General features: G+C 73.6%; 12 protein-coding genes. 7 read left to right on the top strand and 5 right to left on the bottom strand.

Annotated features, from left to right (window positions below; genetic code table 11):
• Positions 1-103 precede the first annotated feature (103 nt).
• From ACIQR3_RS02730 to sucD, 3 genes are all read left to right on the top strand, one after another.
• Positions 104-1,432, top strand: a complete 1,329-nt coding sequence (locus ACIQR3_RS02730) for a hypothetical protein (RefSeq protein WP_403533151.1) — start codon at positions 104-106, stop codon at positions 1,430-1,432.
• Between the two features lie 783 nt (positions 1,433-2,215).
• Complete coding sequence (gene sucC, locus ACIQR3_RS02725; RefSeq protein ID WP_403533148.1) at positions 2,216-3,397, top strand: ADP-forming succinate--CoA ligase subunit beta; 1,182 nt, start codon at positions 2,216-2,218, stop codon at positions 3,395-3,397.
• A 28-nt stretch (positions 3,398-3,425) separates the two neighbouring features.
• On the top strand, positions 3,426-4,310 hold the full coding sequence (gene sucD, locus ACIQR3_RS02720; RefSeq protein WP_403533145.1) for a succinate--CoA ligase subunit alpha: 885 nt from the start codon (positions 3,426-3,428) through the stop codon (positions 4,308-4,310).
• An 82-nt stretch (positions 4,311-4,392) separates the two neighbouring features.
• Here the strand turns inward: sucD and ACIQR3_RS02715 are convergent, their stop codons facing one another.
• A complete protein-coding gene (locus tag ACIQR3_RS02715) occupies positions 4,393-5,664 on the bottom strand; it encodes a helix-turn-helix domain-containing protein (RefSeq protein ID WP_403533142.1) in 1,272 nt (423 codons plus the stop codon).
• Positions 5,665-5,760: 96 nt separating this feature from the next.
• Here ACIQR3_RS02715 and ACIQR3_RS02710 point away from each other — a divergent pair, with 96 nt between their 5' ends.
• A complete protein-coding gene (locus ACIQR3_RS02710; RefSeq protein WP_403533139.1) occupies positions 5,761-7,401 on the top strand; it encodes a DUF6350 family protein in 1,641 nt (546 codons plus the stop codon).
• Between the two features lie 27 nt (positions 7,402-7,428).
• Here ACIQR3_RS02710 and ACIQR3_RS02705 read toward each other — a convergent pair whose 3' ends face one another.
• Positions 7,429-8,313 (bottom strand): hypothetical protein, encoded by an 885-nt coding sequence (locus ACIQR3_RS02705; protein WP_403533137.1) that lies wholly within the window; start codon positions 8,311-8,313, stop codon positions 7,429-7,431.
• Between the two features lie 277 nt (positions 8,314-8,590).
• Here ACIQR3_RS02705 and purN point away from each other — a divergent pair, with 277 nt between their 5' ends.
• Both purN and purH read left to right on the top strand, forming a co-directional pair.
• Complete coding sequence (purN, locus tag ACIQR3_RS02700) at positions 8,591-9,229, top strand: phosphoribosylglycinamide formyltransferase (protein ID WP_215172829.1); 639 nt, start codon at positions 8,591-8,593, stop codon at positions 9,227-9,229.
• Positions 9,226-10,788, top strand: a complete 1,563-nt coding sequence (purH, locus tag ACIQR3_RS02695) for a bifunctional phosphoribosylaminoimidazolecarboxamide formyltransferase/IMP cyclohydrolase (RefSeq protein WP_403533136.1) — start codon at positions 9,226-9,228, stop codon at positions 10,786-10,788. Before purN ends, purH begins: the two co-directional genes overlap by 4 nt.
• Before the next feature lie 138 nt (positions 10,789-10,926).
• Here purH and ACIQR3_RS02690 read toward each other — a convergent pair whose 3' ends face one another.
• The 3 genes from ACIQR3_RS02690 to ACIQR3_RS02680 all read right to left on the bottom strand — a co-directional run bounded on the left by ACIQR3_RS02690 (position 10,927) and on the right by ACIQR3_RS02680 (position 14,212).
• Positions 10,927-12,528, bottom strand: coding sequence for a serine/threonine protein kinase (locus ACIQR3_RS02690; protein ID WP_403533133.1), 1,602 nt, complete (start codon positions 12,526-12,528; stop codon positions 10,927-10,929).
• The gene (locus tag ACIQR3_RS02685) at positions 12,525-13,316 is read right to left on the bottom strand and encodes an FHA domain-containing protein (RefSeq protein WP_403533130.1); all 792 of its coding nucleotides are present in this window, start codon (positions 13,314-13,316) and stop codon (positions 12,525-12,527) included. The genes ACIQR3_RS02690 and ACIQR3_RS02685 overlap by 4 nt, the downstream gene beginning before the upstream one ends.
• Before the next feature lie 134 nt (positions 13,317-13,450).
• Positions 13,451-14,212, bottom strand: coding sequence for an RDD family protein (locus ACIQR3_RS02680; RefSeq protein ID WP_403533127.1), 762 nt, complete (start codon positions 14,210-14,212; stop codon positions 13,451-13,453).
• 277 nt (positions 14,213-14,489) lie between these two features.
• On the opposite strand from ACIQR3_RS02680, the gene ACIQR3_RS02675 reads away from it, so the two are divergent.
• On the top strand, positions 14,490-15,347 hold the full coding sequence (locus tag ACIQR3_RS02675; protein WP_403533124.1) for a bifunctional methylenetetrahydrofolate dehydrogenase/methenyltetrahydrofolate cyclohydrolase: 858 nt from the start codon (positions 14,490-14,492) through the stop codon (positions 15,345-15,347).
• The last annotated feature ends 49 nt before the right edge of the window (positions 15,348-15,396 follow it).

Here is a 15,396-nt window from a genome sequence, read left to right as displayed (position 1 = left end):
CCGGCAGGTGCCCGTGACGCCCACCTCGTTCCGTCGCACGGGAGGCATCTCCTTGTCCTGGCCGGCCGCTTCGCACGCTGCCGCTCGGCGCGCGCTCCTGGGCGTGCTGCTGGCCGGCGGGGTGTTCCTCCTCGGGCTGCTCCTCGGACAGCCTGCGGAGGCGGCCGAAGGCGCGGGGGGCGAGACGTCATCGCCGCTGGGGCGGGGGGCGTTGCCGCTGGTGGGTGGCGTGGCCGGCCGGGTGGTCGAGCCGGTGGCCGACGGTTCGGGGGCCGTTCGTGCCGGTGGTGCCGGTAGTGCCGTTCGTGCCAGTGGTGCCGGTGCCGCCAGCGGTGCCAGTGTCGTCGGGCGTTCCGTCAACGGTCGGGCGACGGAGCCGGTGAGGGAACGGGGCGCGGAGTCGGTCGGCGACGTGGTGGAGGCGGTGGCCGAAGGGCTCGGTTCAGTGCGGGGAGAGGTCGCCTCGCCGGAGCCGGAGCCGGAGCCGGAGCCGGAGCCGGAGCCGTCGCCGTCGTCTCCGCCGTCAAGTCGCCCTGACGCCCCGTCCGGCACGCCGAGCGTGCCCGATCTGCCGAGCGTGCCGGACCTGCCGGTCCCTGCCGATCTGCCGAGTCGGTTGCCGTCGTCGAGTGGGTCCGACGCCTCGGAGGGGGCGCCGGGGGTGTCCGCTCCGCCGTCCCCGGCCGACTCACCGGTCCTGCCCACCTCGCCGAGCCTGGCGGATCTGCCGAGCCTGTCGGACCTGCCTGTCCTGTCGGATCTGCCGGTCGTCTCAGACCTGCCGGCCCTCTCCGACCTGCCTGGCCTGTCGGACCTGCCCATCGTGTCCGATCTGCCCATCGTGTCCGACCTGGTCGGTGGCTCGACGCTGCCCGTGTGGCCTGCGTTTCCCGTGTCCCCCGTAGCTCCGGCCGAGCCCGTGCTCCCGGTGCTTCCCGTGTTGCCGGTGTCCCCCGCGCTGCCGGCGGACCTGCTGCCCGCCCCGATCGGAGCGGTGGCCGCACCTGCCGGGTCCGGGCCCGTCCCGGACGAGTCCGCCTCGCCGCCGGAGTCGGTGACCGCGTCCCCGACCGGCGGTCGCGGCGCCGATGGTCAGGTGACCGGAGGCCAGGGCGGCACGCGGAGCGTGGTGGTCGGTCCGTACGGACCGCGGTCCGTCGGTGGGCCGACGCACTTCGGTGGGAGCGGTGACGGTCGCCCGGCCGTGGGCGCGGGACACGTGCCCGGTCCCGTTCACCAGTCGCCCGCAGGGCCGGACGGCGCCTTGGGCGACGCGTCCGCGGCCGATCACGGCACGCCGCGGCACGGTGACGCGTCGGCCGTAGCCCCGAGCACCCGCGTCCCCCTGCGACTCGCGCCCGGCGCCGTCGCGTACGCCGACGCGGGCGATGTCCGCGACCGGTACCGGGACATTCCCGTATCCCCTGCATAGCCCGGGTCCGGGGGCGGCAGTAACGCGACCGACCCGGTGATCCGATCCGGGTTCCTTCGTCGCCACGTCACGTCACGTCACGCCAGTCACGCCACGCCGTCAATCGTCGTAGCTCGTCGTAGCTCGTCGTAGCTGGTCATAGCTCGTCGTAGCTCGTTCGGTCCGGCGTGTCGTGTGCGTGCCTCCGTCGTGTGCCCCGCACTTCAGCGCCCAGCACCCCCGCGCCGCTGTCCAGCTTCCGTCCTGCGGCCCACGCGGCCCACGCGGCCCACGGGCCTGTGCCTGCGTCGACGCACAGGCCCCCGACGCCCGCAGGGCGGGTACCGACACCGCGGAGCCTCCGGTGCCGGACGGCCGAAATCCGTCGGTTCCGTCCGGCACGGGAGACCGCGGGCGGGGTGGCGGTCCCCAGGGGTGGGGATCGGCCACCCCACGCCCCGAGAGCACCGGCATCGCCGTGGCTCAGGGGTGTTCACCGGCCTCACCGGGCCGACCCCAGCCCGGTGAGGCCCCGCGCGGCCTCACCTGCGTACCCACCCGTTCCGCCGCACCCGCGGCACGCGGTGCCAGAGAGGTGGGCATCATGTGACAGGTATCACCGCTCAGGTGTGAGATGAGATTTAGAGACCGTCCGCAAGCGGCGATAACCTGCGAGACGGACATGCCGCGCGCTCGGACACCGTGTGCGCCTCCCTTGTGACTGACACGGCGGTCGTCACGTTGCCCTCGCGGCACGCCCACGCAGACAACGAACCGCGAGATCACTGATAGGGACGGAAGCGCGTGGACCTGTTCGAGTACCAGGCGAGGGACCTCTTCGCCAAGCACGATGTACCGGTGCTGGCCGGTGAAGTCATCGACACGCCTGAGGCGGCCCGCGCAGCCACTGAGCGCCTCGGTGGCAAGTCCGTCGTCAAGGCCCAGGTGAAGGTCGGCGGCCGCGGCAAGGCCGGCGGCGTCAAGCTCGCCGCCGACGCGGACGAGGCCGTCGCCCGCGCGACGGACATCCTCGGCATGGACATCAAGGGCCACACGGTCCACAAGGTGATGATCGCCGAGACGGCCCCGGAGATCCTGGAGGAGTACTACGTCTCCTTCCTCCTCGACCGTGCCAACCGCACCTTCCTCTCCATCGCCTCCGTCGAGGGCGGCATGGAGATCGAGGAGGTCGCCGCGACCCGCCCCGAGGCCGTCGCCAAGACGCCGATCGACGCGATCGACGGGGTGACGCCGGAGAAGGCGCGCGAGATCGTCGAGGCCGCGAAGTTCCCGGCCGAGGTCGCGGACAAGGTCGCCAACGTCCTCGTCACCCTCTGGGACACCTTCATCAAGTCGGACGCCCTCCTCGTCGAGGTCAACCCGCTCGCGAAGGTCGCCTCCGGTGACGTCATCGCCCTGGACGGCAAGGTGTCGCTCGACGACAACGCCGAGTTCCGCCACGACTGGGACGAGCTGCACGACAAGGCCGCGGCCAACCCCCTCGAGGCCGCCGCCAAGGAGAAGAACCTCAACTACGTCAAGCTCGACGGCGAGGTCGGCATCATCGGCAACGGCGCGGGTCTCGTCATGAGCACCCTGGACGTCGTCGCGTACGCCGGTGAGAAGCACGGCAACGTCAAGCCCGCCAACTTCCTGGACATCGGCGGTGGCGCCTCCGCCCAGGTCATGGCGAACGGCCTGGAGATCATCCTCGGCGACCCGGACGTCAAGTCCGTCTTCGTCAACGTCTTCGGCGGCATCACCGCCTGCGACGAGGTCGCCAACGGCATCGTCCAGGCGCTGAAGCTCCTGGAGGACCGCGGCGAGAAGGTCGAGAAGCCGCTGGTCGTCCGCCTCGACGGCAACAACGCCGAGCTGGGCCGCAAGATCCTCACCGACGCCAACCACCCGCTGGTGCAGCGCGTCGACACCATGGACGGCGCCGCCGACAAGGCCGCCGAGCTGGCTCACGCCGCCGCCAAGTAAGCACTCAGGACGAGGACACCAACACACCATGGCTATCTGGCTCAACAAGGACAGCAAGGTCATCGTCCAGGGCATGACCGGCGCCACCGGCATGAAGCACACCAAGCTCATGCTCGGCGACGGCACCAACGTCGTGGGCGGCGTGAACCCGCGCAAGGCGGGTCAGTCCGTGGACTTCGACGGCACCGAGGTACCGGTCTTCGGCACCGTCAAGGAGGCCATCGAGAAGACCGGCGCGAACGTGTCGGTCATCTTCGTGCCGGAGAAGTTCACCAAGGACGCCGTCGTCGAGGCCATCGACGCCGAGATCCCGCTGGCCGTCGTGATCACCGAGGGCATCGCCGTGCACGACTCGGCGTCGTTCTGGGCGTACGCCGGCAAGAAGGGCAACAAGACCCGCATCATCGGCCCGAACTGCCCCGGCATCATCACCCCGGGCCAGTCCAACGTCGGCATCATCCCGGGCGACATCACCAAGCCGGGCCGCATCGGCCTGGTGTCGAAGTCCGGCACGCTGACGTACCAGATGATGTACGAGCTGCGGGACATCGGCTTCTCGACCGCCGTCGGCATCGGTGGCGACCCGATCATCGGCACCACGCACATCGACGCGCTCAAGGCGTTCCAGGACGACCCCGAGACCGACCTGATCGTCATGATCGGCGAGATCGGCGGCGACGCCGAGGAGCGGGCCGCGGACTTCATCAAGGCCAACGTGACCAAGCCGGTCGTCGGCTACGTCGCGGGCTTCACCGCGCCCGAGGGCAAGACCATGGGCCACGCCGGCGCCATCGTCTCCGGTTCGTCCGGCACCGCCCAGGCGAAGAAGGAGGCCCTGGAGGCCGCGGGCGTCAAGGTCGGCAAGACCCCGACCGAGACGGCGAAGCTGGCGCGCGAGATCCTCGCCGGCTGAACCCCCGCACCGCAGGACACGGAAGGGCCCGCACCCCCGGAACTCGCCGGGGTGCGGGCCCTTCCGCGTGCCGGGCCGCGTCTCAGCGCGCCTGCGGAACCAGCCGCTCCGGCCCGTCCTGAAGTTCCTGCCGCAGCTTGTCCCGCAGCGACAGTTCCTCGTCCGACAGCGGCCCCGGCGCCACCCGGGCCGGTACGCCCCGTACCGCCTCTCCCACCGGCACCGGCGGTTCGTACTGCGTCGGGGCCGTCCGCAGGGTCAGCGCCGTCGTGCCGATCAGGGCCGCCGTGAAGGCGATCGCGGCCCTCGTCCAGAACCGGGCCCGGCGTTCACCGCCCGTCCGTACCGTCGGCGCCTCGGAGGCCCGCAGTCGCGCGGTGGAGGCCAGCTCGGCGAGCCGTCGGTGCAGTACGGCCGGATCGGCCAGTTCCGGCAGCCGGGCGGCGACGGCCTCGCGGGCGCTCAGCAGACGGTTCGCCGCCGCCGGGGTGGTCGCCTCCGTCTCCGCCGCCGTCTCCGGCAGGCCGAGGCCGACACCGTCGTACAGGACGAGGGTGCGGCGGCGGGAGGGCGGGAGTTTCAGCAGGGCGTCCAGCAGGACCCGGCCGTCGGCGTCGGCGGCGGGCGGTTCGGGGCGTCGGGGGCGCAGCCGGAACCGGTGCCAGGGGGAGAGGGCGGCCTCGTACGCCGCCGCCCGCACCCATCCCGCCGGGTCCCGGTCGCGGGCCACCTCGGGCCAGCGCTCCCAGGCGAGTTGGAAGGCCCGCTCGACCGCGTCACGCGCCAGTTCACGCCGGCCGGTGAGCAGGTACGCCTGCCGTACGAGGGCGGGGGCGCAGAACGCGTACAGCGCGTCGAACGCCTGAGCGGGCGTCAGGGCGGGCGGGCTCGGGACCGGCTCGTGCGGCGGCTCGCTCTGCGGCGCTGGGCCCGGCTCCGGGCCCGGCTCCGGCTCCGAAGCCATCCCGGTCTCAGCCTCAGCCTCAGCCTCGGTTTCAACCTCAGCCTCAGCCTCGGTCTTGGTCTCGGCCTTCGGCTCCTGCTGCTCCCGTGCCTGTTCCCGTGCCTGTTCCCGTTCCGGCTTCGCGGGTGCGGTGGGCGTGGGCCGCTCAGGTGGTGACCACACGACCGCCTCGCCGGTCCTCTGCGCCTCCTGGGCCAGCCTGGCCAGCAGTTTCGCGTACGTCTCCCGCTTCCGGCCGCGCGGAGTCATGCGGCCCGTCTCCCACGCGCGTACCGTCTCGCGGGTGACGCCCACCCGTGCCGCGAGCTGAGCCGGTGTCAGCGAGGCGGCCTCCCGCAGGCGTCGGCGTGCCTTGGGAGGGGGAAGCGGAATGGCAGGACTCTCCGTCACCAGGCGCCCCTCCGTGCGAAAAAGTACATAAACATATATTGGGCGACACAGCGGGGCTTCGCCTGTTACGACGGGAAGGCGCGTGTCGTTGGGAGCATGACCGGCGTGATCCCCACGACCGTTCGCCGACCGCTGCTGTTCCTCCTGCTCGCCCGCTGGCACGTCCGCTGGCGTGACCGTTCGCCGGGCCTCGCCGCCGGTCTGCTGGGCGGAGCGGTCGCGGCGGGGCTCGGACTCGCCTCCCTCGCCGTCCTCGTGACGGTGCTGTGGATCAGCTCGCCGTACCCCGACAGCGGGGCCGGCGGCGCCCTGCACGCCGCCGCGACCCTGTGGCTGCTCGCCCACGGCGTCGAACTGGTCCGCACCGACACCCTCTCCGGCGTCCCCGCACCCGTCGGGATCACCCCGCTGCTCCTCACCCTGTTGCCCGTCTGGCTGCTGCACCGCGCCGCCCGGGACGTGACCGACCCCGGGGACGGCGCGGGCGTGACCGTGGGGGCGGGGCCCGGGGTCCATGTCCGGGACCTCTCGGGGCCGCCGCCGGTCTCCGCGCGCAACGCCTGGGCGGGCGTGGTCCTCGGCTACCTGGCCGTCGCCCTGCCGGTGACGCTGCACGCGGACAGCGCGGACGGCGGTGTGCTGCGTCCGTCCTGGGCGGAGGTGGTGATCTGGCTGCCGCTGGTCGTCATGGCCGCGGCGGGCGCGGGAGCGTGGACGGCGTTCGGCCGCCCGGGCGGCCCGGTGGGCAGGGTGCTGCGGCTGCTGCCCCGGACCCCGCGCGAACTGATCGTGGAGCCGGACGCGCGGGTGGGGGCCTCGGCGCGGGCGGCGGGCGCCGGGGCGGCGGTGCTCGTCGGCGGCGGGGCCCTGCTGTTCCTGGTGTCGCTGGTGGGGCACGGCGGGGCGGCCCGAAGGTCGTTCCTGCTGCTGGCGGACGGATGGGTGGGCCTGCTCTCCGTCCTGCTGCTGTGTCTCGCGCTGGTGCCGAACGCGGCCGTCTGGGCGGCGGCGTACTCCCTCGGTCCGGGCTTCGCGCTCAGCACCGGTCATGCCGTCGGCCCGTCCGCCTCCGCCCCCGCCGCCCTGCTGCCGCCGTTGCCGCTGCTGGCGGCGGTGCCGGACACCGGGCCGGGGACGTCGCTGCACTGGGCGGTGGGCGTGGTGCCGCTGGCCGCCGGTGCGACGGTGGGGTGGTGCACCGCCCGGTCGGCCGTCGCGCCCGCCCGCGCCCCGGTCCCCACGATGACCTCGACGCCCTCGGACGACCCGGCGGGCGGTGAGGGCCGGTCCGACCCCTGGCCGAGCGGACGTACGGCCGTCGCCGCGTCCCTCGCGGCCCTGCTCTGCGCGCTGCTGGTCGCGTTGCTCGCCGCGCTGGCCGGAGGGCCGCTGGGCAACGGGGCCCTCGCCCGCTTCGGGCCGGTGTGGTGGCAGGCCGGGGGCGCGGCGCTGGCGTGGATCTGGCCGGTGGCCGTGCCGACGGCCTTGGTCGCGCGGGTCTTGCTGCGGCGGGCCGCCGCAGCGGGCGGGCGCCGGTGGAGGTGGGTGCCGCTGCGGTTGCCGTTGTCGCTGCGGTTGCCGCTGCCGCTGCCGTTCAGGAGGCGGCGCGGGCAGACGAGGGCAGGGGCGGGCGGCCTCGGGGCGGTGTCGCGACGAGGACGCCGTGCCGTTCGGGCCGTACGCCGGGGATGGCGGGGATGGCGGGGATGGCGGGAACGGCGAGGCCGGCAGAGATGACCGGGGCGGCCGACGCCCACCGTCGCCTCAGCCCTCCGTCCCCAGCACCCCCCGCAGCTCCTCCGGCAGATGCCGGCTGCACGACTGCCTGGCCTCGTTGGTGAGGGCGTCGCTCCGGCAGGTGTAGTAGTCGCTGTAGACGAGCTGCGCGGCGAAGGACGCGGCGACCAGCAGGATGCCCAGCGACGCCGTGACCAGGCCACTGACCGCGGCGGTGGTCTGCGGGCGGCCGGGCGGCTGCGCGGGCGCCGGGGTGTCCGGGTCGGTCGCGGCGCGGGGCTTGGCGCGCAGGGCGCTGATGCCCCAGTACAGGGCCAGGGCACCCAGCAGCAGCGCCACGTACCCCCAGCTGAACAGCGCGAAGAACAGGGCCCACATGCCGCTCAGCAGCGCGTACCGGGCGCGGCGCTGGGCGGGGTCGGTGGGGTCCCAGCGCGGGCCGGGGGCGCCGGACGGCTGCTCGGGGCCGTTGCCCGGGCCGCCGGGGCGCTCGCCGAAGCCGCCGGGGGAACGGCCGGGCTGCCGGTCGCTCCACTGACCGCCCCACGGCCGGTTGCCGTCGCCCCGGCCCGAGGAGCCCCGCGAGCCGTCGCCGCCGGACCCGTGCCGCGGCTGCCAGGGCTGGTCCGGGGAGCCCTCGGGCGGCGGGGCGAAGGGGTTGTCGTCCTGCCGGGCGCCCTCCCGGCGACCCTGCTGGTCACCGTCCCGGGAACCCTGGTCACCGTCCCGGGAACCCTGGGCGCCGCTGCGGGAATCCTTCCCGGTCCCGCCCCGCCCCTCGCCGGACCCGTGGCCGCCCGGCGCGTCGGGCGGCGAGGACGGGCGCTCCCGCAGCAGCACGACGGCGCTGTGCTCCCTTCCCTGCGCCGACTGCTGGGGGAGCGTGAGCAGTCGCGGGCTGCGGTCCGGCATCAAGTGAGCGTCTTCCCCTTGGCTGTGCGGATCGGGCGGTTACGAGTGGTGAACGCGCGGTGCGCGGACAGCGTTCCCGGCGCGCCCTCGACCCGACGCTACCTTCCGGCCACGCCCCCGTCCCGAGGGGGCCGCCCGGAGTGCCGGTATCGTTGCTGCCGGTCGGCTGCTTCGTAGGCTTCCCCGTATCCGGGGGCGTGAAGCATTCGTATGACCGCACAAACGCGGTGGTACGAGCCGCCCGTACGCACCCGTTTCCCCGAGAAAGGGCCCCACCGTGGCCGCCAAGCCCGTGGCCGAGGGCGTCGCACGCCTCGTCGTCCTGGTCTCCGGATCCGGCACCAACCTCCAGGCGCTCCTCGACGAGATCGACGCCACCGGCACCGCGGCCTACGGCGCCGAGATCGTGGCCGTGGGCGCCGACCGCGACGGCATCGAGGGGCTCGCCCGCGCCGAGCGCGCCGGGCTGCCGACCTTCGTCACGAAGGTCAGGGACTACGCCACCCGCGAGGAGTGGGACGTCGCGCTCGCCGAGGCCGTCGCCGCGTACGAGCCCGACCTCGTCATCTCGGCCGGGTTCATGAAGATCGTGGGCAAGGAGTTCCTCGCACGGTTCGGCGGACGGCTGATCAACACCCACCCCGCCCTCCTGCCCAGCTTCCCGGGCACCCACGGCGTGCGCGACGCGCTCGCGTACGGCGCGAAGGTCACCGGCTGCACCGTCCACTTCGTCGACGACGGCGTCGACACCGGGCCGATCATCGCGCAGGGCGTGGTGGAGATCCGGGACGAGGACGACGAGAGCGCTCTGCACGAGCGCATCAAGGAAGTCGAACGAAAGCTGCTCGTCGACGTCGTGGGGCGGATCGCCCGCAACGGCTGTTCGATCGAGGGACGAAAGGTAGTTATCCCGTGACCGCCGAGAGCAACAAGCGGGCCATCCGCCGCGCACTGGTCAGCGTCTACGACAAGACCGGTCTTGAGGACCTCGCCCGCGGCCTGCACGAGGCGGGCGTCGAACTCGTCTCCACCGGGTCCACGGCCGGCCGGATCGCCGCCGCCGGGGTCCCGGTCACCAAGGTCGAGGACCTCACCGGCTTCCCCGAGTGCCTGGACGGCCGGGTCAAGACCCTGCACCCCAAGGTGCACGCCGGCATCCTCGCCGACCTGCGCCTGGAGAGCCACCGGCAGCAGCTCGACGAGCTGGGCGTGGCCCCGTTCGACCTGGTCGTGGTCAACCTCTACCCGTTCCGCGAGACCGTCGCCTCGGGCGCCACCCCCGACGAGTGCGTCGAGCAGATCGACATCGGCGGCCCCTCGATGGTCCGCGCCGCCGCCAAGAACCACCCCTCGGTCGCCGTGGTCACCAGCCCCGGGCGCTACGCCGACGTCCTGTCGGCCGTGCGGGACGGCGGCTTCGACCTGGCCACCCGCAAGCGGCTGGCCGCCGAGGCGTTCCGGCACACCGCCGAGTACGACATCGCGGTCTCCTCCTGGTTCGCCTCCTCCTACGCCCCGGCCGACGACTCGCAGTTCCCCGAGTTCCTCGCCACCAGCCTGGAGCGCTCGCACACCCTGCGCTACGGCGAGAACCCGCACCAGCCCGCCGCCCTCTACACCGCGGGCACCGGCGGTCTCGCCGAGGCCGAGCAGCTGCACGGCAAGGAGATGTCGTACAACAACTACACGGACACGGACGCCGCCCGCCGTGCCGCGTACGACCACGCCGAGCCCTGCGTCGCGATCATCAAGCACGCCAACCCGTGCGGCATCGCGACCGGCGCGGACGTCGCCGAGGCGCACCGCAAGGCGCACGCCTGCGACCCGCTGTCGGCCTTCGGCGGGGTCATCGCCGTCAACCGGCCCGTCTCCAAGGAGATGGCCGAGCAGGTCGCGGAGATCTTCACCGAGGTCATCGTCGCGCCGGACTACGAGGACGGTGCCCTCGAAGCCCTCACCAAGAAGAAGAACATCCGCGTCCTGCGCTGCCCCGAGACCCCGGCCCACCCGGTCGAGGTCAAGCCGATCGACGGCGGCGCCCTGCTCCAGGTCACCGACCGGCTCCAGGCCGAGGGCGACGACCCGGCCACCTGGACCCTCGCCACCGGCGAGGCGCTGTCGGAGGCCGAGCTGGCCGAGCTGGCCTTCGCCTGGAAGGCGTGCCGGGCGGTCAAGTCCAACGCCGTCCTGCTCGCCAAGGACGGCGCCTCGGTCGGCGTCGGCATGGGCCAGGTCAACCGGGTCGACTCCGCGAAGCTCGCCGTGGAGCGGGCGGGCGCCGAGCGCGCGCGGGGGGCGTACGCCGCGTCCGACGCGTTCTTCCCCTTCCCCGACGGCCTGGAGATCCTCACCGAGGCCGGCGTGAAGGCGGTCGTCCAGCCGGGCGGCTCGGTCCGCGACGAGCTGGTGGTCGAGGCCGCGAAGAAGGCCGGCGTGACCATGTACTTCACCGGGACGCGGCACTTCTTCCACTGACGTGGCCGCCGGTGCCGGACGGGACCCGGACCTCAGCAGGACGGGTACCCGTGGCCACCCGGCCGTGGCGGCGCGGCCGGGCGGCGGCTCTGCTCCGGGTACGGGAGACGCCCCCGGAAGCCCTGAGAAGTCTCAGGGTCACATCCGGCCCGGAGGCGTGTATTCCTTGAGGTAGTGAGCGACGCGGTCGGCGTAGTCGCGGTACTTCGGGGGAACACCGGCCGCGTCGTTCACCGTGTCGTACGACGTCCGGTAGGCGGCGGCGATCAGGACGCGGCGGTCGCCGGGCAGGTCGTCGGCCAGGCGGGGGGCGATCCAGCACAGGTAGCGGCCCATCGCCGGGATGGACTCGGCCGGGGGGAACGGGGGTTCGGGCACCGTCTCGGCGGGGGTGCCGTCGTCGTTCATCCACCAGCGCAGCACCTTCGGTGTCCACCGGGCGATGCCGTACTCGTTGAGTTCGTAGTCGGCCAGGTCCGGGTCGAAGTCGCTCTCCACCTTCAGCATGGCGGCGATCAGCGCCGGGGTGACGTCCTCGTCCGCGCAGTCGTGGGCCGTCTCCACGATCAGCAGCCGGTAGGCGGACGGGACGCCCCGGTCGGTGCGCAGCTCGGCGGCGCCGTAGGAGGCGGCGGCCACGGCCGGGGCACCGGCCGTTCCCGTGCCGCCCCCGCGCTGCCGGTCCGGCCCGGCGGCGGTCAGGCCGACGACGCCGTACGCCAGTGCCGCGACGGCCGCCGTGGCGGCGGCCGCGGCGGCGAGGACGCGCCGGCGGCGTGGTCCGGGCAGGTCCCGGCGGGCGAACGGGCGAGCCGGCCGGCGGAAGCGCCGGCCGGCCGGTGCCGTGGCCGTGGCGTCCGCGACCCGGCGCAGCAGCGCCTCGGTGCCGACCCGGTCGGCGTGCGTACGGGTCAGACAGGCGCGGACGATCTCCCGCCACGCGTCGGGCAGCGCGGGCGACAGGCGCAGCTCGTCGGTGCCGCGGGCGTAGGCGACGGCCGCGTCGCGGCGGGCCGTCGGGGTGCCGCCGGGCAGCGGGAAGGAACCGGTGAGCACCAGGTGGGCGAGGACCCCGAAGGCCCAGACGTCGGCGGACGGGCGGGTCTGCCGGCCCCGCTCCCCGATCTCGGACCACAGCAGCTCGGGCGGGGTGTAGTCCGGGGTCGAGAAGGCGGGCGTGTAGGCGTGGGTGCCCTCCAGCTCCGCGGCCATGTTGAAGTCGGCCAGGCGCACCGAACCGTCCGCCATCAGCAGCACGTTGCCCGGCTTCAGGTCGCCGTGCACCCAGCCCGCCCGGTGCAGCTGGGCCAGGCCCTCGCAGACCTGGGCGAGCAGGACGGGACCGGACGGCGGGCGCGGGGTGGCGGCCAGCAGGCCGGACAGGGAGCCCTCGGCCCGTTCCAGTACGAGGACGGTGGCGCCGTCGAGGCGGGGCGCGCCGGGGTCGTCCACGGTGAGGGTCTCGTACATCCGCACCAGCCGGGGCTGCCGCAGCCGGCCGAGCAACCGCACCTCACGGTCGATCAGTTCGCGCAGGTGGGCGAGTTGGCGGGGTGTCCCCGTGCCGGTGGGCAGGAACTTCAGGGCGACCGAGTCCGGCGCCTCCGGCCCGCCCACGCCGGCACCGGCCCGGCGGGCCGCGTACACGCTGCCGAAGGCGCCGGTCGCGATCGGCTCGCGCACCTCCCAGCCGCCCACCCGGTACCCCCGGGGCACCGGCACGGCGTACGGCTCGGTCACCGCGGCGCCCGTCGGGACGGCGCCGAGAGGACCACCAGGTCGTCCTCGCGGACCAGGTCGAAGCGGAGCGCCAGGGACACCAGCGACTCCTTCTTGCCGTTCAGCCGTGTGCCCGGCTCGGCCGTCTCCGGGCCGGGCTTGAGGCGGAGCTTGACGGCCAGGTAGTCGATGTTCCACTGCACCGAGGTGCGGGACGCGGCCGGCCAGGTGGGGCGCAGCCGCTCCACGACCTGGTCGACGGTGGGCAGCGGGGCGTGCGGCGCGCCCCGCAGGCGCGGCTCGCACAGCGCGGCCAGGACCGCGAAGTACCGCTTGGTGCGGTCCACGGAGAAGGCGGGCGCGGTCGGGTCGCCGTCGCATCCGCCCTCGGCGCGCAGGCCGTCGGCTCCGTCCTCGGCGCGCAGGTAGTCGTGGCGCGGCGCCCACACCTCCACGGGGAGCAGGTCGCCCGCCGCGGGCAGCACGATCCGCGAGAACTCGAACGGCACCGGCGCGTCCAGCCGGCCGGGCGCCACCTTGATGTGCTCGCCCGCGCCCTCCGGGTTCTCCACCACGTACGTCTGGTGGCCGGAGAGGTTGCTCAGGGTCCAGAAGGCGCCCTGGGCGGTGATCTCACCGGCTCTGCGGGACACCCCGTCGTGCGGGATCAGCAGGCCGTCCGCGCCCACCGCCCGCCCGAAGGCGAGCCGCTCGCCGGGAGCGAGCCGGACCTGGGCGCGGTCGACGGGGCCGGCCGGTCCCCGTCCGTCCTCCGAGGTCGGCGGAGGTACCACGATGATGCTGTACAAGGTGCGTCTCCCCGTGCCTGACGGCTGCCTCGGCCAGCCTAGGGGGACACGTGAGGGCCGTGTCCCCCTCGAAAGGGTGGAACACGGCCCTCACGGTTGAATGGCGAGAACGGGACCCCGGACGGGTACGGGGGTCAGTTCTGGATGACCATCGTGCCGGCGGCCTTGTCGTGCCAGCCCTGCTGGCGGCCGGACTTGTCCCAGAACGGGGACAGGTAGACGAGCAGCTGGCCGATGCCGCAGGCGAAGCCGCCGACCACCGGGATGATGTAGCGGATGAACGACGACCCCAGGCCCGGCTTCTGGCCGGTGTCGACCTTCACCACGCGGATGCCGACGCAGAGCTTGCCGAGGGTGGCGCCCACCAGGCCGGTCATCAGCCACTCGTAGAGCACGCCGATGAGCAGGAACACGCCGAAGATCGCGCCGAACGAGCTGACGAAGTCCGAGCTGGCGTCGTTCATGCAGCTGTCGTAGTTGACGGAGGCCGGGTCGCAGTCCTGCATGTCCCCGATCGAGCCGGCCACCCCGATGAAGCCGAGGACGGCGTAGATGATGACGAAGGCCACGCTGTCGATCAGGCGGGCGCTGAAGCGGCGGCCCATGGAGGCGACGCGCGGTCCGCCCGGGTAACCGCCCTGCTGCGGGTAGCCGTACCCCTGCTGCGGCGGGACGCCCGGCGCCTGCGGGTAGCCGTAGCCGGCCTGAGCCTGCTGGGGGTACTGGGGGTAGCCGTAGCCGGGCTGCCCCGGCTGACCGGGCTGCTCCTGCGGCGCGCCGTAACCCGGCTGGCCCGGCTGCCCCGGCTGACCGGGCTGGCCCTCCTGGGGAGCGCCGTACCCGGGCGGGGGGTTCTGCGGCTGACCGTACGGATTGTTGGGCGAGCCGAAACTCATGGTGGATTTCCTCCGTTGCGCAAGCGGGGACGGTGCGGACGCCGCGGAGGAACGTCAGGACGTGAGCGGTTCGCCCCCCGAGCTTGACCGCGGTACTGCGCCGTTCATCGTCGTCGGCGGGCCGATCCCTTGTCCAGCCGATAGCCGCACTGTTGTGCAAGTGCAACATCCCTGATCAAGGAGGGATACGGCAGGACAAGCCGTCCGCGGCCGCCCGGGGCTGCCCGGATGGTGGCCGGATTGGAACAGGAGGGCGGTCATCCGCGAGGATGGAGGCATGACCGCCCAGATTCTCGATGGCAAGGCCACCGCAGCCGCGATCAAGTCCGAACTGACCGCCCGCGTGGCGGCCCTGAAGGAGAAGGGGGTCACGCCGGGGCTCGGCACGATCCTCGTCGGGGAGGACCCCGGCAGCCAGAAGTACGTCGCCGGCAAGCACCGGGACTGCGCCCAGGTCGGCATCGCCTCCATCCAGCGTGAGCTGCCCGCGACCGCGACGCAGGAGGAGATCGAGGCGGTCGTCCGCGAGCTGAACGAGGACCCGGCCTGCACCGGCTACATCGTCCAGCTGCCGCTGCCCAAGGGCATCGACGAGAACCGCATCCTGGAGCTGATGGACCCGGAGAAGGACGCGGACGGCCTGCACCCGATGAACCTCGGCCGCCTCGTCCTCAACGAGCCGGCGCCGCTGCCCTGCACCCCCAACGGCATCCTCACCCTGCTGCGCCGCCACGGCGTGGAGATCAAGGGCGCCGAGGTCGTGGTCGTCGGCCGCGGGGTCACCATCGGCCGGCCGATGCCGCTGCTGCTCACCCGGCGCAGCGAGAACGCCACCGTGACCCAGTGCCACACGGGTACGCGCGACCTGGCCGCCCACCTCAAGCGCGCGGACATCGTCGTCGCCGCGGCCGGCTCCCCGCACCTGATCCGCGGCGAGGACGTCAAGCCGGGCGCCGCCGTCCTGGACGTCGGTGTCTCGCGCAACGCCGAGGGCAAGATCGTCGGCGATGTCCACCCGGACGTCGCCGAGGTCGCCGCCTGGATCTCCCCCAACCCCGGCGGCGTCGGTCCGATGACCCGGGCCCAGCTGCTGGTCAACGTGGTCGAGGCGGCGGAGCGCAGTGCCGGCCGATGAGAAGGCCGCGGACACGGTCGACGAGGAACGGGGCGCGGACGCGGTGACG

The sequence above is a fragment of the Streptomyces sp. NPDC090994 genome (assembly GCF_044768905.1).
Taxonomy (GTDB): Bacteria; Actinomycetota; Actinomycetes; order Streptomycetales; family Streptomycetaceae; genus Streptomyces.
The sequence above is the reverse complement of the archived record's forward strand: the minus strand, read 5'-3'. Positions and strand labels throughout refer to the sequence as shown.

What these genes read in the sequence shown, in the direction of transcription:
- sucD (WP_403533145.1), top strand. Translation starts at nt 3,426, where the DNA reads ATGGCTATCTGGCTCAACAAGGACAGCAAGGTCATCGTCCAGGGCATG.
- ACIQR3_RS02710 (WP_403533139.1), top strand. Translation starts at nt 5,761, where the DNA reads ATGACCGGCGTGATCCCCACGACCGTTCGCCGACCGCTGCTGTTCCTC.
- ACIQR3_RS02705 (WP_403533137.1), bottom strand. Translation starts at nt 8,313, where the DNA reads ATGCCGGACCGCAGCCCGCGACTGCTCACGCTCCCCCAGCAGTCGGCG.
- ACIQR3_RS02680 (WP_403533127.1), bottom strand. Translation starts at nt 14,212, where the DNA reads ATGAGTTTCGGCTCGCCCAACAATCCGTACGGTCAGCCGCAGAACCCC.
- ACIQR3_RS02675 (WP_403533124.1), top strand. Translation starts at nt 14,490, where the DNA reads ATGACCGCCCAGATTCTCGATGGCAAGGCCACCGCAGCCGCGATCAAG.